This window comes from Edaphocola aurantiacus (assembly GCF_019797745.1).
Lineage (GTDB): Bacteria > Bacteroidota > Bacteroidia > Chitinophagales > Chitinophagaceae > Edaphocola > Edaphocola aurantiacus.
The window spans coordinates 470938-490670 of sequence record NZ_VOSI01000001.1 but is presented as its reverse complement, the minus strand read 5'-3'; the positions used below and the strand labels follow the sequence as shown (position 1 = coordinate 490670).

The 19733-nt window shown below is 43.9% G+C and carries 22 protein-coding genes; 9 read left to right on the top strand and 13 right to left on the bottom strand.

What is annotated here, in order from left to right:
- Positions 1 to 39: 39 nt before the first annotated feature.
- The 3 genes from FTD44_RS02070 to FTD44_RS02060 all read right to left on the bottom strand — a co-directional run bounded on the left by FTD44_RS02070 (position 40) and on the right by FTD44_RS02060 (position 2721).
- Complete coding sequence (locus tag FTD44_RS02070) at positions 40 to 1386, bottom strand: TolC family protein (protein WP_222164940.1); 1347 nt, start codon at positions 1384 to 1386, stop codon at positions 40 to 42.
- A gap of 14 nt (positions 1387 to 1400) precedes the next feature.
- Positions 1401 to 1904, bottom strand: coding sequence for a MarR family winged helix-turn-helix transcriptional regulator (locus FTD44_RS02065; protein ID WP_222164939.1), 504 nt, complete (start codon positions 1902 to 1904; stop codon positions 1401 to 1403).
- Positions 1905 to 2067: 163 nt separating this feature from the next.
- Positions 2068 to 2721, bottom strand: coding sequence for a metal-dependent transcriptional regulator (locus FTD44_RS02060; protein ID WP_222164938.1), 654 nt, complete (start codon positions 2719 to 2721; stop codon positions 2068 to 2070).
- Positions 2722 to 2842: 121 nt separating this feature from the next.
- Between FTD44_RS02060 and FTD44_RS02055 the strand changes: the two genes are divergently transcribed.
- The 5 genes from FTD44_RS02055 to FTD44_RS02035 all read left to right on the top strand — a co-directional run bounded on the left by FTD44_RS02055 (position 2843) and on the right by FTD44_RS02035 (position 7105).
- Positions 2843 to 3529 carry an NUDIX hydrolase gene (locus FTD44_RS02055; protein WP_222164937.1) on the top strand — a complete coding sequence of 229 codons (687 nt, stop codon included), beginning with the start codon at positions 2843 to 2845 and terminating at the stop codon, positions 3527 to 3529.
- A 75-nt stretch (positions 3530 to 3604) separates the two neighbouring features.
- Positions 3605 to 4441: a ribose-phosphate diphosphokinase gene (gene prs / locus FTD44_RS02050; RefSeq protein WP_222164936.1), complete on the top strand. Its 837-nt coding sequence runs from the start codon at positions 3605 to 3607 to the stop codon at positions 4439 to 4441.
- Complete coding sequence (locus FTD44_RS02045; RefSeq protein ID WP_222164935.1) at positions 4438 to 4848, top strand: ADP-ribosylation/crystallin J1; 411 nt, start codon at positions 4438 to 4440, stop codon at positions 4846 to 4848. The genes prs and FTD44_RS02045 overlap by 4 nt, the downstream gene beginning before the upstream one ends.
- A gap of 9 nt (positions 4849 to 4857) precedes the next feature.
- Complete coding sequence (locus tag FTD44_RS02040) at positions 4858 to 5607, top strand: metallophosphoesterase (protein ID WP_222164934.1); 750 nt, start codon at positions 4858 to 4860, stop codon at positions 5605 to 5607.
- A gap of 25 nt (positions 5608 to 5632) precedes the next feature.
- On the top strand, positions 5633 to 7105 hold the full coding sequence (locus tag FTD44_RS02035) for a nicotinate phosphoribosyltransferase (protein ID WP_222164933.1): 1473 nt from the start codon (positions 5633 to 5635) through the stop codon (positions 7103 to 7105).
- 145 nt (positions 7106 to 7250) lie between these two features.
- Here FTD44_RS02035 and FTD44_RS02030 read toward each other — a convergent pair whose 3' ends face one another.
- Positions 7251 to 7793, bottom strand: a complete 543-nt coding sequence (locus FTD44_RS02030; protein WP_222164932.1) for an REP-associated tyrosine transposase — start codon at positions 7791 to 7793, stop codon at positions 7251 to 7253.
- 306 nt (positions 7794 to 8099) lie between these two features.
- Between FTD44_RS02030 and FTD44_RS02025 the strand changes: the two genes are divergently transcribed.
- Positions 8100 to 9041, top strand: a complete 942-nt coding sequence (locus FTD44_RS02025) for a glycosyltransferase family 2 protein (RefSeq protein WP_222164931.1) — start codon at positions 8100 to 8102, stop codon at positions 9039 to 9041.
- Here the strand turns inward: FTD44_RS02025 and folK are convergent.
- The 4 genes from folK to FTD44_RS02005 form a co-directional block, all read right to left on the bottom strand.
- A complete protein-coding gene (gene folK, locus FTD44_RS02020) occupies positions 9033 to 9542 on the bottom strand; it encodes a 2-amino-4-hydroxy-6-hydroxymethyldihydropteridine diphosphokinase (protein ID WP_222164930.1) in 510 nt (169 codons plus the stop codon). The genes FTD44_RS02025 and folK overlap by 9 nt on opposite strands.
- 9 nt (positions 9543 to 9551) lie before the next feature.
- A complete protein-coding gene (gene lipB, locus FTD44_RS02015; RefSeq protein ID WP_222164929.1) occupies positions 9552 to 10265 on the bottom strand; it encodes a lipoyl(octanoyl) transferase LipB in 714 nt (237 codons plus the stop codon).
- Between the two features lie 101 nt (positions 10266 to 10366).
- Positions 10367 to 10897: a calcium-binding EGF-like domain-containing protein gene (locus FTD44_RS02010; RefSeq protein ID WP_222164928.1), complete on the bottom strand. Its 531-nt coding sequence runs from the start codon at positions 10895 to 10897 to the stop codon at positions 10367 to 10369.
- A gap of 83 nt (positions 10898 to 10980) precedes the next feature.
- Positions 10981 to 11847 carry a sigma-70 family RNA polymerase sigma factor gene (locus FTD44_RS02005; protein WP_129020910.1) on the bottom strand — a complete coding sequence of 289 codons (867 nt, stop codon included), beginning with the start codon at positions 11845 to 11847 and terminating at the stop codon, positions 10981 to 10983.
- Between the two features lie 239 nt (positions 11848 to 12086).
- Here FTD44_RS02005 and FTD44_RS02000 point away from each other — a divergent pair, with 239 nt between their 5' ends.
- From FTD44_RS02000 to FTD44_RS01990, 3 genes are all read left to right on the top strand, one after another.
- Entirely contained in the window at positions 12087 to 12467 is a 381-nt protein-coding gene (locus FTD44_RS02000) for an START-like domain-containing protein (RefSeq protein WP_129020911.1), read from the top strand.
- Positions 12468 to 12626: 159 nt separating this feature from the next.
- Positions 12627 to 14096, top strand: coding sequence for an LptF/LptG family permease (locus FTD44_RS01995; RefSeq protein WP_222164927.1), 1470 nt, complete (start codon positions 12627 to 12629; stop codon positions 14094 to 14096).
- Entirely contained in the window at positions 14097 to 14762 is a 666-nt protein-coding gene (locus tag FTD44_RS01990) for a phosphatase PAP2 family protein (RefSeq protein ID WP_222164926.1), read from the top strand.
- A 33-nt stretch (positions 14763 to 14795) separates the two neighbouring features.
- On the opposite strand, the gene FTD44_RS01985 is transcribed toward FTD44_RS01990, so the two are convergent.
- The 5 genes from FTD44_RS01985 to FTD44_RS01965 all read right to left on the bottom strand — a co-directional run bounded on the left by FTD44_RS01985 (position 14796) and on the right by FTD44_RS01965 (position 19676).
- Complete coding sequence (locus tag FTD44_RS01985; RefSeq protein ID WP_222164925.1) at positions 14796 to 15164, bottom strand: hypothetical protein; 369 nt, start codon at positions 15162 to 15164, stop codon at positions 14796 to 14798.
- 132 nt (positions 15165 to 15296) lie between these two features.
- A complete protein-coding gene (locus FTD44_RS01980) occupies positions 15297 to 17129 on the bottom strand; it encodes a M28 family peptidase (RefSeq protein WP_222164924.1) in 1833 nt (610 codons plus the stop codon).
- A gap of 114 nt (positions 17130 to 17243) precedes the next feature.
- Complete coding sequence (gene plsY, locus FTD44_RS01975) at positions 17244 to 17888, bottom strand: glycerol-3-phosphate 1-O-acyltransferase PlsY (RefSeq protein ID WP_129020915.1); 645 nt, start codon at positions 17886 to 17888, stop codon at positions 17244 to 17246.
- Positions 17889 to 17951: 63 nt separating this feature from the next.
- Positions 17952 to 19001 carry a glycosyltransferase family 2 protein gene (locus FTD44_RS01970; RefSeq protein ID WP_222164923.1) on the bottom strand — a complete coding sequence of 350 codons (1050 nt, stop codon included), beginning with the start codon at positions 18999 to 19001 and terminating at the stop codon, positions 17952 to 17954.
- Between the two features lie 312 nt (positions 19002 to 19313).
- On the bottom strand, positions 19314 to 19676 hold the full coding sequence (locus FTD44_RS01965) for a hypothetical protein (protein ID WP_222164922.1): 363 nt from the start codon (positions 19674 to 19676) through the stop codon (positions 19314 to 19316).
- Positions 19677 to 19733 lie beyond the last annotated feature (57 nt).

Genomic DNA, 19733 nt, shown 5'->3' with positions numbered 1-19733 from the left:
AATTAAATGATGATTTGTTTTGTTTGTTTTAAGTATTGATTATAGTTGCTCAAAATATTCGTCTAAGGTTCCGTTCGCCTTCTTCAGTTCTATCTCGGCCAGGTAAAAATCCAGCAGTGATTGTATATAGTTATTCTGTGCCTGCTGGTAAGAGTTTTCCGCATTCAGCAGATCAGTCAGTGTAGCGATACCTTCTTTATGTTGGGTCGATACATTGGCATATACTTCGTTTGCCAGGTCCATATTAGCCTTGTTGGTAACGATAGTGCTTTGCGCGCGGTTATAAGCCAGACCTGCATTCTGATAAGTCAGCGTTTGTTGCTCTTCGCTCAGTTTCAGGTTTTCTTCTGCATTTCTGTAATCGATATCCGCCATTTTGTATTGGGCATCTCTTCTGAAACCGGTAAACAGGCTCCAGTTGAATTTCAATCCCACCACGGCGAAGTCATATAATGAACTATATGCTGCACCAACGTTGTTACCGAATCCGTTAGCCCCGTAGCGTGCATAAAAAGCAAGGGTAGGGTAGCGGCCGTCACGGATATTTTTACGGTTGATATCCAGCAGGCTCAGTTGCGTCTGATTCAGTCGGTAATCAATCGTTTTCTTATAATCAAATCCAGGAGCACCACCGGCCAGTACGGTTTTCGGATTCAGCCATTTGGCCGTATCGCTCAGCAGTAGCTCTTCTGTCATCGCCTTACCCAGGTGGAACTTCAGCGTGTTCAGCGCCAGTTCATAAGAGTTGCGGGTTACAGAGATCTGAGATTCCGTATTGTTCAGGTTTACCTGTACCTGTTTTACATCTATCTTTTTAGATACCCCTTCTTTCGCTCTTAATTGTGCGATCGTTAAGGTTTTTTCCATGCGCTCTTTATTATCCTCCAGCAGATCCAGCTGCTTTTGGGTAATGATGATTTTATAATATGCAGTAGCAATATTATATATCACGCCCTGGCGGTTCAGCTCTTCGTTCAGCGCAGCCATTGCAATATTGGGCTTGCGTGCTTTCAGACCGGTAATCGCTGCCTGGTTGAAGATCGGTTGGTCCAGCTGTACACTATGTGTAGAGTTGTACTGGGTACCGAAGCTTACCTTCTGGGCCGGAGTACCCGGGCCAAATGTTCCGGCAGGAATAACAGTTACCGGAAGTTTCAGGTTATCGTCCAGTCCCGCGTTAACATTTACCTGTGGCAGGTAAGTAGAGAGTGCTTCTCTTGCTTTTTGTTCTGCCTGCAGGCGGTTATTATTATAGATCGTAATGCTGCGGTTATGTTTCAGTCCGTATGCAATGCTCTCTTTCAGTGTAAAGGATTCTTGCGCATATGCGCCGGCTCCGGAGGCAAGTGTAGCTGCCAGGAGTAAGGTTTTGAAAGTTAGCTTCATCTTATTGGGTATAATTATGAATGTTTGATAGGTTGACAATGATGATCGTACTGTAAATCGGGTAGGCCGGCAATCATATTATCGGCCAGGGTTTTGAGGGAGTTGGTCAGCTGGTCCAGATCGGTAGTCGCTATTTCACGCAGCGTATGATCTACTTTGTTGATCACTTCATTGATCAGGTGTACCGCATGTTCTCCTTCTTTGGTAAGGCTTACCTGGTTGGCACGCTTGTCTACAGGATTGGGTTTGATAGTTACCAGACCGTTTTTTTCCAGGTTACTGATGGTTCTCTTTACAGAAGCCTTATCTCTGCACAGGGTATTGGCTACCTCTTGCTGAGAAAGATTCTCATGAAGATAGATCGCCATAAATACCGGCAACTGATCTACCTGGATGGGTATCTGGGACTCGGAAATAAACTTGCTGGTCATCCTGTGAGAGGCTACCAATATTTTCCTGAGCTGCCCGAAAAACGAATTCTCGAGGCCTTCCAGGAAATTTTTCTTAATACTATTCACGCTTGCAAAAATTTTCGCAAAGGTAAATTTGGTTGATATGTCAACCAAATTTATTTTATCCCTGAATAGGAAATGTTTTGGGTAAGGAATTGATTTTCAATGTAAAATTGAACATTCGACACTTTTTGAGTAAGTGTTTATAACAAAATATTATGATTTTGCCTTAAGGACGGACCAAAAGCTTTTCACATACCACTTTGCTGAATGTCTCCGGTGCATTACTGCCTACGGTCAGCTGCATACTGCCATCATAAGGTTCTATATGGTGCACGGTAATGAAATCGCCAAGTTTGATCTGCTTCGTATTCAGAAATTTAAGAAAATCGTCAGAAGAATGGGTTACAGCGCTTAATACAACCTTATCGCCTTCTTTGCATTCGCTCAGGTTTATATAAGCCAGCCACTCGATCTCCCCGTTTTTATTAGGAATGGGAGAGCCGTGCGGATCTGCTTTCGGAAAGCCGAGCATAGCGTCCATCCGGTCAAAAAAAAGTGGTGCGTGCAGGTGTTCAATCTGTTCTGCTATTTCATGTACTTCTTCCCACCCGAAGCCCATTTTATCAACCAGGAACATTTCAGTAAGGCGATGCTTGCGAATGATTAACGCAGCCTGCTTTTTCCCTTCTTTGGTCAGTTTTATGGGTTTGTAACTTTCGTATTCTACCAGTTTTTTCTCAAACAGCTTTTTCATCATACTGTTTACCGTAGGCATTTTAATATTCAGGTGCTTACTCAGGTCATTGACATTAACAGCACCCGATTCTCCGGCGATCAGGTATAAAGCTTTGAGATAATTTTCTTCGGCTAAAGAATACATGGCACAAAGATATAGATAATGGTACTAATTGTCACACAGTTGTGTGCCTTTTCGGTAAATTGTCCGGTGAATGCGGCCAGATCAATTATATTTGTGTATGCAATACGCATAAGTCTTGTATATGAAACAAAATATTAAAGTAGCCGTAGATGCCATCGTGTTTGGATACAGCCACAACCAGCTTATGGTATTGCTGATCCGGCGCAAGTATGGTGAGCTGAAAGGACAATGGGCACTGCCTGGTGGCTTTGTTAAAGATGATGAGGGGCTGGATACAGCTGTGGTGCGCGAGTTGCAGGAAGAGGCGGGTATATCGGTCAACTTCCTGGAACAGTTATATACCTTCGGAGACCAGGTAGACCGTGATCCCCGTTTCCGGGTCATCTCTGTTGCTTATTTTGCCCTGGTCAACCCTTCCAGGCTGGTACTGAAAGCTGATACTGATGCCGATGATGCACAATGGTTTCCGATACAGGGACTGCCGGCACTGGCATTTGATCATGCAGACATCATTCGTATGGCAGTGGCCCGACTGCAGTCTAAACTACAATACCAGCCAGTAGGCTTTGACCTGCTGCCGGAGCAATTCTTATTTTCTGATCTGGAACAATTGTATGCAACCATACTGGATCAGGCTATAGACCGGCGCAACTTCCGAAAAAAAATACTGAGTCTGGGTGTAGTTGAGGAAACGACGCAAAAGGTACAGCAGCAAAGCGGCCGTCCGGCAATGCTTTTTCGCTTCAATAAACGTAAATACCAGAAGCTTCAGAAAGAAGGAATCTCCTTTGAAATTAAGTTTGCGTAAAAATTACGCTAAATAATTTGGTAGTTAATTAAAAAGGTTTTTATATTTGTGTAACAATTACGCAAACTAATGCATATGATATTTAATCTCGATAGTACATTCAGACCGGTAACAGGACCGGAAATAGCAGCAGAGCGCAAAATATTCTTCGGCGGAGAGCCGCATATCAGGATTATTACTGAAGTGCCTGCGGGTACTGTAGTAACGATCACACATCGGCTGAACTCTTTTGAAGCACTGGGTATGCTCTGCCTGGCTGTAGATGCCTTACAACGTATGGATGCGGTAATCAGCAAACTGATTATCCCTTATTTTCCTGCGGCCCGCCAGGACAGGGTTATGGTTCCGGGAGAGTCTCTGTCCGTAAAGGTGTATGCCGATATCATTAACCGTATGGGTATACAGAAAGTAGTGGTATTCGACCCACATTCTGAAGTGACACCTGCCCTGCTGGACAGGGTGGTAGCTGTACCCAATCATGCGTTCGTAGCAAAGGTACTGGAGCACATCACTACACCGGTACAGCTGGTAGCCCCTGATGGCGGTGCACTGAAAAAGATCTATAAGCTCTCTGAATATCTTGGTGGTATTAATGTAGTAGAGTGCAGCAAGCGAAGAGACGTGAAAACGGGTAAGCTGAGTGGCTTTGAAGTGTTCGCAGAAGAGGACCTGAAGGGTAAAGACTTCCTGGTGGTAGATGATATCTGCGATGGTGGCGGCACCTTCCTCGGACTGGCTCAGCAACTGCGTAAGCATCATGTAGGTCGTCTGTTCCTGGCGGTATCTCACGGCATTTTCAGTCATGGGGTAGAGGAGCTGGCACAGTATTATGAAAAGATATTTACGACAGATTCTTTCCGGGACATCAGTCATGAACAGGTGGTAAAGATTGCCTTAAAAGATATTTTATGAAAACGATAACCTTATACAGACCTGTTGGAGAAAAAGAACTTCTGTTAATTGCAAAAAGCGGATTTAAACGATTTCCGCCGAGGCTAGATTGGCAACCAATATTTTATCCGGTACTGAATGAATTATATGCCAGTGAGATTGCTTCGCAATGGAATACTGATGATGCTTTTGGGAATTATCTCGGCTTTGTTACCCGGTTTGATATTGTGGAGTCGGAGTTTATAAAGTACAAAGTAGAAAATGTGGGGGGAGAGATGCATAATGAATTGTGGGTACCCGCTGCTGAGCTGACGCAATTTAATGAGGCTATCGTCGGGCCGATAGAAATAATAAAAGTGTTTATTGGAGCTCAATTTAAACAGGCACAAAGCACGATTACACAACAACTGATCGAAGATTTAAAATAGTGTAAACTTATGAGCAGAACATTAGTCATCGGCGATATACATGGCGGACTTCGGGCCCTGGAACAGCTAATGGACAGGGCAGCGGTAACAAGAAGCGATACACTCATATTCCTGGGCGATTATGTAGATGGTTGGAGCGAATCGGCACAGGTAGTACGCTTCCTGATGGCGGCCGGCAAACTGCAGCATTGCATCTTTATCAAAGGCAACCATGATGTAAAATGTGAACAATGGCTGCGCGGCGAGGTGGATATGAGTGTATGGGCCAAGAACGGCGGACTGTCTACGATAAAGAGCTATGAGCAGGTGAGTGATGCAGAAAAGCGGGAGCACCTGGAGTTCTTTGAACGGATGAAACCCTATTATATAGATCAGGATAATCGCCTGTTTGTCCATGCCGGATTCACAGCACAGTATGGTGTAGATCATGAGGCACATCAGTCTGTTTTTAATACCGATCGTACGCTGTGGGAAATGGTTGTGGTTATGGACAGAAGGGTAGATCTGGACTCCGTCTTATACCCTAAGCGGCTGAAGCTGTACCACGAAATATATATCGGCCATACCCCTACACTGAACTATAACCAGCGTGTACCTATGAAAGCGATCAATGTATGGAATGTCGATACGGGATCTGCATTTGACGGCAGCCTGAGCCTGATAGATGCAGATACCAAAGACTTCTGGCAGAGCGATCCTTTACCACAATTGTACCCCGATGAGCGGGGCCGCAATGCCAAATCATTTAACGAACAATAATTCTTCAAGCATAAAATTATTCTATATGAATCCTTTACTGATGACAGATGGGTATAAGGTAGATCACCGCAGACAATATCCCGAAGGTACTACGCTGGTATATTCTAACTGGACACCCCGCAAAAGCCGTATCGAAGGGGTAGAAGAGGTTATCTTCTTCGGGCTGCAGTATTTTATCAAGAAGTATATTCTTGAGGATTTTGAAAGAGATTTCTTTGGTCAGCCAAAAGATAAAGTGGTGGCACAGTACAGCCGCAGGATCAATAATTATCTCGGCCCTAATAGCGTAGGCACTGAACATATAGCCGCTCTGCACGACCTGGGCTATATACCCATGGTGATCAAAGCACTGCCAGAAGGGGCAGCTGTACCAATCCGGGTGCCGATGTTTACCATGTACAATACACTGCCGGAATTTTTCTGGCTCACCAATTATTTTGAAACATTAGTCTCTTCTGTAGTCTGGATGCCCTGTACCTCGGCTACTATAGCCCGCGCCTACCGCCGTATCCTGGATCGCTATGCCGCAGAGACCTCTACTGCACCCGGTTTTGTGGACTGGCAGGGGCATGACTTCTCTATGCGGGGTATGGCTGGTATAGAAGCAGCTGTACTTTCCGGTAGCGGACACCTGCTCAGCTTTTCTGGTACCGATACCATACCAGCTATAGACTTTCTGGAGCAGTACTATGGTGCCAATTCAGATCAGGAGCTGATCGGAGGCTCTGTTGCCGCAACCGAACACTCTGTAATGTGCATGGGCACAACAGAGGGAGAGCTGCATACATTTAAGCGCCTCATTACGGAAATATACCCTTCCGGCATCGTATCTATCGTGTCCGATACCTGGGACCTGTGGAAAGTCTTGCTGGACTATCTGCCACAATTAAAACAGGTGATCCTGGACCGCGAAGGTAAGGTCGTGATTCGCCCCGATAGCGGAGATCCGGTTGATATTCTCTGTGGTAAAGCCGATGCAACAGAGGCACATGTTCGCAAAGGTGTGATAGAGCTGCTCTGGGATACCTTTGGCGGTGTGGTGAATGATAAAGGATATAAAGAACTGGTGCCGCAGATAGGTGCCATATATGGCGATAGCATTACCCTGGACCGTGCGGTACAGATCTGTGAGCGGCTGAAGGCTAAAGGCTTTGCTTCTACCAATGTGGTGTTAGGTATAGGTTCCTTTACCTACCAGTATAATACCCGCGATACCTTTGGTTTTGCAATGAAAGCTACCTATGGTGAAGTAAACGGTGAAGGCCGGGCTATATATAAAGATCCGGTTACGGATGATGGTACCAAAAAATCGGCCAAAGGCCTGATGAAGATTGTATGCACAGATGGCCGATACCAGTTGCAGGATGAAGTCAGCTGGGCAGAAGAACAGACCGGCGAACTGAAAGAAGTATTTCGTGATGGCAAGCTGCTGATAGATGATACTTTAAGCGCTATAAGAGCCAGGGTGCGGGCTGCAGAACAGGTATTGCAGGATTAATTAGTGTATTGCATTGTGGACACACGCGGGGCGCGTGCGCCAGCAAAAGTATAATAAAAATGAATTGCCTGTTCTTAGTGTTCCTCATGAGCACTAAGAACAGGCAATTTTGTCCCGCTAGCGCACGCGCCCTCGCGTGTGCCTGTTATATCCCCATCAACTTTACAAATCCTTTACCGCCACAATAATCGATAGCGCTGCTATACTTCCAGTGATGTGCTTCTGTTACATGACCTGCTGCAACAGGATTCTGATGCAGGTAATGCATCTTTTGTTCAAAAATAGCTGCACTAAATAACTCGAGTGGCTTATTATGGTGTTGCCATAACATACGATTGCTAACATTGCTTGTATTGGCAGCTGCATGCTTCATCATCCATAAGAGCCATTCTCTGCGGCTTTCACCCGGATGCTCAATAATGGTCTGTTGTAGTGATTTTGATGTGTAGGATTTAAAACGACCAAGTAACTGATCTGGTTGGCCGTTTGGGTCCCGAAAGATAAGGTGTATATGACTGGGCATAATACACCAGCCGAAAATCTCCATACCTTTCGATATGTAAAAATTAAGATTGTTGACAATACATTGGTTATAATCTTCTCTTGTAAACAGATCGATCCAGTAAACGATCGCAAAACTGACGAAGTATATGCCATCGCCATTATGAAACTTATACTTTCGGCTCATAGATATTGGTTTAGAGTCTAAAAATAACATATTTCAATTGTCGGCTATCTGCCGGATTGGTTAACGAATATTAAAGACACACGCGGGGCGGGTGCGCCAGCAAGGGGCTCCGCTGTGCTCGAAAGGACGGGAATGATTGCAGGCGAGCAGGCATATCTACTTTTGGTATTTTGAGTTTTATCTTTCTACATAATTTAGTTCCAGTGTTTTGCGTTAGTGCAATGAAACAGCAGGAGCGGTATATGCTTTGTATAACTACTACTGTATGTATAATTTATTTTATACTTTTGCGCACAAATGAATACTATGCCCCCACGTCTGGCTATTGTAATACCTTGTTATAACGAAGAGGAAGTATTGCCCGAAACCTCGAAGAGGCTTAAGGTTTTACTGGATGATTATATAGGCAAACAATTGATTGCCACAAACAGTTATGTATTGTTTACAGACGATGGCAGTAAAGACCGTACCTGGGAGCAGATTGCCCGCCTGTACTCTTCACATCAGTACTTTAAGGGATTGAAATTGTCCCGCAATTTTGGTCATCAGAATGCCTTGCTGGCCGGTCTGTTTCATGCCGATGATGCGGATATTATTATCTCTATCGACGCTGATCTGCAGGACGATCTTAATGCCATGGAGGAGATGATACAGGCCTATCTTAAGGGCTATGATGTTGTGTATGGCGTACGCGATGACCGCAGTACCGATACCCGCTTTAAACGCAATACAGCCCTGGCTTTTTATAAATTATTATCGGTGATGGGGGTAGAATCTGTGTATAACCATGCTGATTACCGCCTGCTGAGCCGCCGCGCTATGGATGCCTTCAAGTCTTTTGAAGAAGCAAACCTGTACCTGAGGGGTATGGTACCCATGATCGGTTTCCGCCAGACCAGCGTGTACTATAAGCGTGGTGAACGCTTTGCCGGAGAGAGTAAGTATAACCTGCGTAAAATGCTGTCTTTTGCCTGGAATGGTATATCCAGCCTGAGCATAAAGCCGCTGCGCTTTGTAACCTTCTGTGGTTTTATCATTTTTGCAATTACAATCTTACTGAGTATCTACGCACTGGTGGCCTATATGACGCACCATACGGCTACTGGCTGGGCATCTACCGTAATACCTATGTATTTCCTTGGTGGTATACAGTTACTGTGTATAGGGCTGATCGGTGAGTATGTAGCCAAAATGTATAAAGAGGTGAAACACCGTCCGCGCTTCATTATAGAAGAGCATTTACAATAAACTATCTTCCGTATCTTCTGATATATAGACCTGTACAGATAAGTCATCTGTACAGGTTTTTAGTAATTCCGATACACTGAGCCCGGATACCGGATGCATATAATCAGCTGCAATATCGGCCAGTGGCTGCAGTACAAAGCGGCGCAGTTGCATCCACGGATGCGGTATCTGCAAATCCGGTGTATGGATCACTTCCTGGTTGAAGAAAATGATGTCAATATCGATTTTGCGGCTGCCCCATTGTATGCTGCGGGTGCGGCCCAGCAAATGCTCGATCTCCAGTACATGCGTCAGTAGTGTTGCGGCATCGAACTCCGTCTCCAGCTGTATCGCCTGGTTCAGGTGCGGTGGCAGTTCTTCCTTGCCCCAGGAGGCCGTTTCGTATAGCGGAGACAGGTTTATGATATGCCCCACTGTGCGGCGCAGCATTTGTACGCATTGGTATAATGTAGCCTCACGGTTGCCCTCATTGCCTCCGATCAGCAGGTAAGCAGTATTCATCTGGTAATATTAGTTCTGGTTTTGCAGTTGCGCACCGAAAATGTCTTCAAAATGCTTCAGGAAGGTCTGTTTAACAGCCACCTCATCTACAGGTCCGTTCAGCTCTTTCTGCATACTGGTGACCCCCTTGTCGGTAATACCGCAAGGCACGATGAAGTTAAAGAAGTTAAGATCGGTATTCATATTGAGCGCCAGTCCGTGAATAGTGATCCAGCGGCTGCAACGCACACCCATAGCACATATTTTACGGGCTTTTGCCGGGTTGTCTGCATCGATCCATACGCCGGTTGCACCTTCCAGTCTGGCGCCGGTAATGCCGTATTCTGCAATAGTGCGGATCACGACTTCTTCCAGGGAGCGCATATACCAGCCCAGATCGGTTTTGAAGGCTTCCAGATCCAGTACAGGGTAGGCTACCATCTGGCCGGGACCATGATAGGTAATATCGCCGCCACGATTGGTTTTATAGAAGGTTACTCCCAGCGATTGCATATGCTGATTATTGATCAGCAGGTTTTCCAGCGCACCACTTTTGCCCAATGTGTACACATGCGGGTGCTCGCAGATAAAAAGGTGCTGGCCTATTTCCTTGCCCTGAGCCAGTTCCGGGGCAGAAACCCGCTCTGCTTTAATGTCCAGTCCCTGCTTCATGATCCGCTCCTGCATATCCCAGGCATCGCCATATTCTATATTGCCTAAATCCTTAAATTGTACGGAGACCATAACCTTTGTATATTTTAGCTTGCAAAATTCGGTAATTATTATGTAAAAAATAAGCGGGCAATATTGAAATTGCCCGCTTAGGTATAAAAAAGATTGATATTTTACTGTGCTGTAGCTGTATCTTTCACACCGGTAAACTTACAGTGCTGTCTTTCGCCGGAAGCCAGTGTCAGAGATTCCAGGTATACATAGATCAGGTTACCATCGATCTGGATCGTCGGGTGAATGCTCACCACACCGTTATTAAAGGTATTGAAAGTAGTGTTAGGATTGTCGGCAGTACCTTCAAAACCAGCAATGGAAGTATTACCTGCATACATCACCAGGCTGATCTTGTTCGGATCCTGTACCAGTTTAATCTCTACGCTGTCGGCAGTAATAGGGAATACTACGTTGTCGTGTGTACAACGGGTTGTACCTCTGTACTTACCTACAAAGCGGCTTGCTGTCTTAATCTCGCATTCTGCACCTTCATATCCTGTAGGGCATTGACATAGACCATCTGAACAGCTACCACCGTTCTGACACAGCAGTGTAGTACATGGGTCCTGCTCACAAGAGCTGCTTAATACCATACCACCGATTGCAAAGAAACCAAAGCCGGCTAATAATATAGATTTAATTCTTTTCATGTTTTTGGATTTGATCATACCACATCGATCCCGCCACGGGGATCAAAAGCTAAAGTTAAAATAATTTTTATAAAATCCTCTACTTAGCCCAGGAAATATTTTAACAGGTGGCATTGCTCTTTGGTCTGCAATTTGCAGATTGCTTTATCCTTAATCTGTCTTACACGCTCTCTGGTCAGTCCGAAATGTGCGCCGATATCTTCCAGTGACACTGCATGGTCATACCCGATACCGAAATACATTTTTACAACAGTACGTTGTTTGTCTGACAATACATTTAAAGTACGGTCAATCTCTGTTTTCAGCGATTGTTTGTTAGTGATCTCGTTATCTACAGATGAGGCATTTTCATTGGCCAGCACATCCAGCAGGCTACCATCTTCTGTGTCGGAGAACGGGGCATCTACGCTGACGTGGCGGGTAGATACACCTATTGTACTTTCCACCTCTTCGATGTCGATCTCCAGTAATGTGGCGATCTCATCTGCAGATGGTTCTCTTTCATATTCCTGCTCCAGTGCAGTATATGCTTTACCTATTTTATTGGTCAATCCTACTTTGTTCAGCGGCAGGCGTACGATACGGCTTTGTTCTGCCAGTGATTGCAGGATAGACTGACGAATCCACCATACTGCATAGGAAATAAATTTAAAGCCTTTAGTTTCATCAAAGCGTTGCGCGGCTTTAATGAGACCAAGATTACCTTCATTGATCAGGTCACTTAAAGAAAGGCCCTGGTTCTGATACTGTTTTGCAACAGAAACCACAAATCTTAAATTGGCTTTGGTAAGGCGTTCCAGCGCTTTCTGGTCGCCCTGCTTTATCCTGATAGCCAACAGCACTTCCTCCTCCGGAGTAATGAGCTGTACCTTTCCGATTTCCTGCAGATATTTTTCCAGGGATTGACTCTCCCTGTTCGTAATCGATTTGGTGATTTTAAGCTGGCGCATTGACATAATTGTGTATATTTTTATCTTATAACAGAACTGTTTTAAGGGTGATTTAAAGGATTTTTAACATATTACGATACCAAATTTAACGATTAGTTAATGTAATTCCAAAAAAAATATATCACAGTGCAAAAAAATGTTAGAGAAGTTCCAAAAATTAAAAAAATAAATGAAAGACTTGTTTATGTCATTTTTTTTATTCTTATTGCAGAAACATTTTTCGCGTTTAATTTTTTTGTATGAGTAAAAAAAATCAATATACTATAGAGATACCAATACGTTGCAGTCCTAGTATTTTATATGAATTTTTGTCAACTCCAGCGGGTCTCCAGGAGTGGTTTGCAGATGAGGTGAATCAACGTGATCAATCTTTTTTCTTTAGCTGGAAGGGTGTAGAAGACGAAGCGGAGTTGCTTGAAATGGCAGAGAACGAATTTGTACGTTTTCGCTGGGACTATTATGATGATGATGAATATTTTGAATTCCGTATTACCCAAAGCGATGTAACCAATGAAACGATTTTGCAGGTAACTGACTTTGCAGATAAGACTGATATTAAAGATCAGCAACAGTTATGGAATCGCCAGGTTAATGATCTGAAGCACCGTATCGGAAGTTAAGATATACCGATCATAATATTAATATCGCATTACAGGCCGTTATACAGGGGTAGCCCTTGTACGACGGCCTTTCTTTATAACGTTTACCCGTATTATTGGATTTCATCGCTAAGGGTAAGCATAGTATATTTGCACATCTATTCTGACAGATAATAATTTATGAACCTGGGGATCAAAAAACTGGATAAACTCATTCTGAAAAGCTTTATGGGGCCATATGTGGTCACTTTTTTCATTGTGCTGTTTGTATTCCTGATGCAGTTTTTCTGGCTGTACATGGATGATCTTATCGGCAAAGGCCTGTCCTTACAGCTGATCCTGGAGCTCATGATCTATATGTCTGCTACACTGGTGCCTATGGCCATGCCACTGGGTATCCTGCTGGCTTCTATCATGACATTCGGTGCCCTCGGTGAAAACTATGAGCTGGTAGCGATTAAGTCTTCCGGTATCTCCCTGTTCCGTTTTCTGCGACCGCTTACTTTATTTATTATAGGTGTGGTTATAGGTATGTTTCTATTCAGTAACTACATCATCCCTAAAGCTAACCTTAAGGCCTATTCCCTGCTGTATGATATGCGCAACAAAAAGCCTACCATGAGTATTAAGCCAGGGGTGTTTAACCGCGGGCTGGGCAATTTTGTGATCCGTATAGGCAGTAAAAGCGAAGATGGTAGTACCATCTCAGATGTGCTGATCTATGATCACAGCAAGGGCGGTGGTAATAATAATGTGGTTGCTGCGGAGAAAGGTAAAATGTACCTGAGCAATGATAAGCGCTTCCTGGTATTTGAACTGAACAATGGCTGGCGTTATGAATTTAAAAAGGACAGCGAAGGGCAGTATGAACAGCAGCGAATGTTCTTCAAAAAATGGAATAAAGTAATAGATGTATCCAGCTTCGGCTTCTCGCGTACCCGCGAAGACCTGTTTAAAAGCAGTGAAGAAATGCAGGATATTGCCATGCTGAACAAGAGTGTGGACAGTACATATAAACTGATAGGAAAGGACCTCCGTGAACTGAAGAAAAGCACCGGCTATTATATAAGCCTGTACAAGAAAGACGGCGACCTGAAAGACCTGGATGCAAAAATAAATGCGGCCATGAAGGCCGATAAGCCTGTGTACAGCAAAGACCTCATCAGCCTGTTTGACCGGGAGCAGCGCAACGACATTTCCGGAAAGGTGGTCAATAATGCACAGAGTATACAGCGCTACCTGTCTATCAATGCAACTAATAACGAAATCAACTATACCAAACTGAACCAGTATAATATGCAATGGCATAAAAAGTTTACTTATGCTTTTGCCTGCCTGGTACTGTTCCTGATCGGTGCGCCGATGGGCGCTATTATCCGTAAAGGAGGCCTGGGATTGCCGATGGTTATATCTATCCTGTTTTTCGTAGTGTACTTTATCCTGTCCTCTACAGGAGAGAAACTGGCGAAGCAGGGCAAAATGCCTGCCCTGGAAGGTATGTGGCTGGCTACGGTATGCCTGATGCCTATTGCGATCATTATCCTGGTACAGGCGCGTAATGACTCACCTGTATTTAAGAAAGAAGCGTATATCAACCTTTGGCGCAAAATCAAAGGTATATTTGTTAAGGAACAAGCACAGCTTAAATAAATGTTCGACTTACTTCCGGTAGCCCCCGACAGCGCATTTGCCTGCAGTAAAAAGGGAGTGTATACCTTCATTCTTTGCTTTCTGGCCTGGGTCGTGCTGGGTGGTATACTATTGCTGACATACGGCAATCTTCCCCTGTTTAAATGGGTACATACGCATCATTTTCACCTTGGCGATATTTTCTTTAGATTCTATACCGCCATTGGTACCGCAGTGGTGATTATACCGGTATTACTTGCTTTGTTCTGGTATCGTTACCGTAATCGTTATTTTCTCTTGCTGGTTATTAGTACACAGATCGGCTCTTTGTTGATTAATCAGGCTATGAAATTTGCATTTGCACATGCACGTCCGGTTGCCTTGTATGGAGACGAGCCATGGTTTCATTACATTAACGGAGAGGTATTGCATCGGGCCCATTCCTTTCCTTCTGGCCATACGGCAGGCGCCTTTGCCTTTGCTTTTCTATTGTCATTACTGTCCCGCAGCCTGTCTGTATTAAAGGCCATTTTGCTATGCGTAGCAGCGTTGTTGGTCGCTTATTCCCGTATGTACCTGGGGCAGCATTTCTTTACCGATATTTACGTAGGCAGTATAGAAGGAGTGGTGGTGTGTACCGCTGTATTACTGGCCTTTTATAAGGCAGGGTATTGTCGCTTTATATAATTGTAACTGACTATCCGCGTTTAGGTAACTATTTTATTCGTCCTTTTGTCCGGCAACAAAAGGACCAAAAATGCCTTTGTTTTCATCAAGGCGATTGCGGGGCACCGCCATTTTGTACCGTTGTGTGCATTGATCGTTTGAGCTTAACATGTGATCCGTTCGGTGCTCAACGATCGCAGCTCCAACCAAAATGGCTATCGCTGTGATGAAAACAATAAGCGATCCGTACAGAACAGATCGCTCGAAAGGCCTTATAAATCCGGCGTTCATAAAATCATTGGCTCGGCCGATAAAGTCGTAAACCACTGTCTGAGCGTAGCGTTCTGGTTTGCGACCGGCCGACACATTGATTTTTAGCCAGGGATTTATACAGCCTTGATTTTTTGGCGGTACCTTTTGCATCAAGGCAAAAGGTAGCCATAGAAATCAACGCGAGGAAAAAGGCAAATCTTTGTTTCCTTTAAGCGGACACTCAGTTAATTGTATTTTCCTATAAAAGAATGGCGCGCCATTCTTTTATAGGAAAAATGTTCTTTAGAAATCAACATTGATCATGGCCGTCTGGCCGTCTGATTTTTTTACTTTGAAATAAGTTCTTTCTCCGGATTTGAATTTCTGTATGGTTATAAGATAGCTTTTGGCATTAAATACCGGTATGCTACCGATCTGCAATACTACATCACCCTCTTTAAAGCCCAGTTCGGACCCCTTGCCCGGAGTATCTATACTGTATATATAAGCGCCTCCTTCACGGGCATCCAGTTCGTTAATACCCAGCCCCAGGACGTCCTTTACAATAGACTTGGCACCTCTGTAATTAGGATCAGTAATAGGAGCATTGTTTTTCGGACCAGAAGGTTTCTTGGCTGGTTTCTTGGCACTGGCAACAGGCGGGGTAGTGGCAGCCGGTTTCTGCACCGGACGCACCGGAGCTTTGGTTGCAGGCTCCGAAGCCACAACAGCTTTTTCAACAGAGAGGTCCTTGTCGGTTACAGCAATAGTCTGACTGCTGTAGGAAGGGGCCCCTGTTTTATTTACCGAACCAATGACGCTCATGATATAACGGGTTACCGTTGCCATGCCGGCAAAGTTGATACCGCTAACCTTGTCGGTCTCTGCAATAAACTGCTGGTTGTAACCGGTAGAGAATGATAAGGTCGGGATCTGCTCTTCTATGAATTTGGTATAAGATGCTGTATGCGGGTAATCTTCACCTACTTTAGGATTGTACTCTGCAGAAATCCCTTTAATGGCCGGGGCAAAGGTAGCAGCAGTTCCAGCTCCGTTGATATAAATCTCGCTTCTTTCATTCAGTTTACCTACAGCGGTAATGTCGATGGCATAAGCAATCTTTGATTTAATGTTGGGGATATTCAGGAACGATTGTGCGCCTAAGGTACCCATCTGACTGCCGGAGAAGGCCACAAATGCATAATTGTATTGTTTGTATTCCGGCGCTTTCAGCAAGCTGGCCAACTGCAGTAAGGTTGCTACACCACTGGCATTATCATTGGCCCCGTTCAGTACCTCGCCTTTGTTACCGGCATATAACTGGTCATAATCAGCCATGATCACAATAGTGCTGGCTGCATTATTATTGATGGTGCCGGCTATATTATAACCTTCTTTAAAGTCATTTCTGAATTTCGGGCTGCTGAATACCGGTGTAAAGTAGTCTACACCTTTAAAATAGTCATTGTAAGCAGACTTGGATATGATCCATACCGGAATCGTAATCTCCCGGTTGATGGGCAGATTGGAATAGCTCTTTATAGTCTTCAGGTCGATACCGTTGTTGGAATCGTCATAAAGGTATAATGCAGTAGCACCGCGATCCTGTGCATTCATGATCTTTTTGATGAGCGGCTGAATGCTTTTTTCATTAAACTCATGATTACCAGGCAGATCGAACAATGGGGTCAGCCAGGCAGTATAATTGGCAATAGTACCTGGAATAATATAGGAGTTATTATCATCATTGGCACAGAAAGGAAGTGGTAACACATCTGTATTGATCACTACATTCTTATTGTTGACCAGGAAACGGGACTCGACTGTCGCACTACGGCCAGTTACATATTTGAACACTGATTTATAACCGATGGTACCATAACGGGTAAGACCGATCTCACTCATGCGCTTTTCGATATGTGCTGTTACGTTATTGTATCCGGGCGTGCCTATAAGCCTACCGGTATATTTATCCTGAGATAGTTCTGAAACATCATTGCGCAATGCCTGTATGAGGGGCTCATTGTTCGGAGCTGCGCTTTTATTGGTACTAAGTATATTTTTGAGCAACTGCCCATGGCTTGTGGGGCTTACCGCTAAGAGCATGGCAGCAGTGATCAACTTTTTATATTGCATTAATATTTATTTTATAAGGAGTTACAAATCTACTGGAAGACATAGGTTTTGCAAAAATTATAACGTTAAAAAAAACGCTGTTGTTGTAGGACAGCAGCGTTTTTATAATTTCTTTTATTTTTCCCGGTTTCTCCTCTTCTTTAGCTTGACCTTCACTTTACTCTCATTACCGGTGAGTAATCGTTGTATATTCTTATGGTGTGTCAGCACTACCAGCAGGGCAGTGGCCACAGCGAACAGCATATATGATGGTTCCTGACCCTTGAAGATAAATAATAATAAAAGGGGAAAAGCTACGCTGGCTGTAATAGAGCTTAAAGACACATATTTGGTCAGGATAAGCATGATTATAAATACAATAACCAGACAAACCGCTACAATCCATTGTATACCCAGGATCATACCAAACAGGGTGGCAATACCTTTACCGCCTTTAAATCCCGCAAACAGGGGGAATACGTGGCCTATAACCGCCAGGAGGCCTAAGGCTACCTGCAGATTTGTAAATGCATTACTCATATCGTTATGAGAGTACATGGAAAGATAAGCCAGCTTTACAGCCACAAACCCTTTCAGCATGTCTACCAGCATTACTGCAATACCGGCGTTTTTACCTAATACCCTAAAGGTATTGGTTGCACCTGCATTACCACTGCCGTGTTCTCTGATATCGATTCCAAAAAACTTTTGACTTACCCAAACTGCAGTAGGTATAGAACCTAACATATACGCCAAAGCCAATAAAAAAACTATATTCATGTTTGTTTTTTCTGAAAAATAGCCTCAAAGATAGTAATATTTTTGAGAGCACATAATAATTTGTTAACTTAATGTTGTCGTATCGGCGTTAATTTTATCAAAAGTTTTGAGCCCTTTTATAAAATATTGTGCCACAATACTGTGGGGATGGATACCGGTTGTATTCCGGTTTTTTATCAATTGTTGTGCGGCTTTCCGCTTTTTGAACCACTTGCCGAAGCTGCCGTAAAAATGGAAATGTGCCTTGGCTACAGCCCAGATATTTTTAACATCTCCTTTTAATAAAAACGGCAGACAGGCTACTCCGTCCAGCACCAGGCGGAGCGGAATGAGCCAGAAGAGGCGGGAAGCCTTTTCGTTTTTCAGGAGTAAGACAAGGTTGTTGCGGAAATTGTAATAGGTTTTTTGCGGGCTGCCATAAGAGATAATGCTGCCTCCGACATGGAATACGGTTGAACCGCCGATAGCACCGATCCGGTAACCGGCATTTTTCAGCCTCCAGCAGAGGTCAATCTCCTCCATATGGGCATATAGATCTGCATCCAGACCGCCTACTTCATGGTATTTCTGTGCATTGACCATCAGGCAACCGCCACTGGCCCAGAATACCTCGATGTCATTGTCATACTGATGGTGATCCTGCTCCAATGTGCTGAAAATACGTCCGCGGCAGAACATATAACCCCATTTATCCATGAACCCACCGGCTGCACCGGCGTATTCAAAGTAGGGACGATCTTTCCAGAAGCGGATTTTCGGCTGGCAGGCAGCCAGGGAAGGGTATTGCTGCATGGCCTGCAACAATGGGGGGAACCAGTTGTCTGTAACTTCAAAGTCAGAGCTGAGCAGGACATAATATTCGGCCTGAATTTGCTTCAGGGCCTGGGCATATCCCCATGCAAAGCCATGATTCTCTGTTAAACGAATCAGCTTCACCGAAGGAAATTCGTGCTGAATAAATTCAGACGTATTGTCCGGTGAAGCATGATCTACAACTATGACATCATAACCTGATGCCGACTGTTCAATAATTTTAGGTAAAAACAGTTTGTGCCACGCTATACTATTGTAGCTAAGAATGACTACTGCAGTGCTGGATTCACAAACGATCACAATGGGTCTTATTTATACTTAGGCTCGTATAAAGAACTTTCGTTAACAGGAACGTTGTCTTTCTGATTTACAAATTTATGCTTGTACAGGTTGTAACAACCTGACCATGCGAAAATGAAAAACCCAAGAAAGCCTAATACGAAGAAGAATCTGGACGTGTTTGGCTTATCTAATTGAATATCCAAATCGTTATCTAAAAGCTCTTCTTTATTTGTGTTATGGTTCTGATCCATTATGTTATAAATTTCTAAATAATTCCACGCAAAATTAATAGAAATAGATTCAATCTACAACTGTTTTGTAAAATAATTTTTACAGAGTATCTGCAAAGGCTCTCAGGGCAGTGATAGCACCGCTTTTGTCATTCGCTTTTGCCTTTTGTACTACTGTATTATACTTGTTTATACGGCTCTGCATTTTGGCCTCTACTGTAGCGTTTGGTCCCTGGCTCAGCTCGCTTTTTGCTGCAGAAATTGCGGTACGCATCTGGCTTTGCAATGTTTTTAAAGCAGCATCACTGTTTGCGCCGTTTGCCTGCTCGTAAGCAGTGATATTAGCAGTGAATGAAGATTTACTCACAGTAGCTGTTGCAGCAGTATTATTTTGTTGTGCTATGCTTTGTGTATAACCGCCCAGGGTCAGTGACAAGGCGATAAGAGCAATTCTGATATTCATGATTATTAGTTTTTAAGTTCTCAAATATAAAATTAATTTATAAAAAATGTATCGTTT

Bases quoted from the DNA above. Each gene is read 5' to 3' on its own strand.
- FTD44_RS02045 (WP_222164935.1), top strand. From the start codon at position 4,438: ATGAAAACGATAACCTTATACAGACCTGTTGGAGAAAAAGAACTTCTG.
- FTD44_RS02040 (WP_222164934.1), top strand. From the start codon at position 4,858: ATGAGCAGAACATTAGTCATCGGCGATATACATGGCGGACTTCGGGCC.
- FTD44_RS01965 (WP_222164922.1), bottom strand. From the start codon at position 19,676: ATGAATATCAGAATTGCTCTTATCGCCTTGTCACTGACCCTGGGCGGT.
- FTD44_RS02035 (WP_222164933.1), top strand. From the start codon at position 5,633: ATGAATCCTTTACTGATGACAGATGGGTATAAGGTAGATCACCGCAGA.
- FTD44_RS02060 (WP_222164938.1), bottom strand. From the start codon at position 2,721: ATGTATTCTTTAGCCGAAGAAAATTATCTCAAAGCTTTATACCTGATC.
- FTD44_RS02055 (WP_222164937.1), top strand. From the start codon at position 2,843: ATGAAACAAAATATTAAAGTAGCCGTAGATGCCATCGTGTTTGGATAC.
- lipB (WP_222164929.1), bottom strand. From the start codon at position 10,265: ATGGTCTCCGTACAATTTAAGGATTTAGGCAATATAGAATATGGCGAT.
- FTD44_RS02010 (WP_222164928.1), bottom strand. From the start codon at position 10,897: ATGAAAAGAATTAAATCTATATTATTAGCCGGCTTTGGTTTCTTTGCA.
- FTD44_RS01995 (WP_222164927.1), top strand. From the start codon at position 12,627: ATGAACCTGGGGATCAAAAAACTGGATAAACTCATTCTGAAAAGCTTT.
- FTD44_RS02030 (WP_222164932.1), bottom strand. From the start codon at position 7,793: ATGAGCCGAAAGTATAAGTTTCATAATGGCGATGGCATATACTTCGTC.
- plsY (WP_129020915.1), bottom strand. From the start codon at position 17,888: ATGAATATAGTTTTTTTATTGGCTTTGGCGTATATGTTAGGTTCTATA.
- FTD44_RS02025 (WP_222164931.1), top strand. From the start codon at position 8,100: ATGCCCCCACGTCTGGCTATTGTAATACCTTGTTATAACGAAGAGGAA.
- FTD44_RS02000 (WP_129020911.1), top strand. From the start codon at position 12,087: ATGAGTAAAAAAAATCAATATACTATAGAGATACCAATACGTTGCAGT.
- FTD44_RS01980 (WP_222164924.1), bottom strand. From the start codon at position 17,129: ATGCAATATAAAAAGTTGATCACTGCTGCCATGCTCTTAGCGGTAAGC.
- FTD44_RS01990 (WP_222164926.1), top strand. From the start codon at position 14,097: ATGTTCGACTTACTTCCGGTAGCCCCCGACAGCGCATTTGCCTGCAGT.
- FTD44_RS02005 (WP_129020910.1), bottom strand. From the start codon at position 11,847: ATGCGCCAGCTTAAAATCACCAAATCGATTACGAACAGGGAGAGTCAA.
- FTD44_RS01985 (WP_222164925.1), bottom strand. From the start codon at position 15,164: ATGCAAAAGGTACCGCCAAAAAATCAAGGCTGTATAAATCCCTGGCTA.
- folK (WP_222164930.1), bottom strand. From the start codon at position 9,542: ATGAATACTGCTTACCTGCTGATCGGAGGCAATGAGGGCAACCGTGAG.
- FTD44_RS02070 (WP_222164940.1), bottom strand. From the start codon at position 1,386: ATGAAGCTAACTTTCAAAACCTTACTCCTGGCAGCTACACTTGCCTCC.
- prs (WP_222164936.1), top strand. From the start codon at position 3,605: ATGATATTTAATCTCGATAGTACATTCAGACCGGTAACAGGACCGGAA.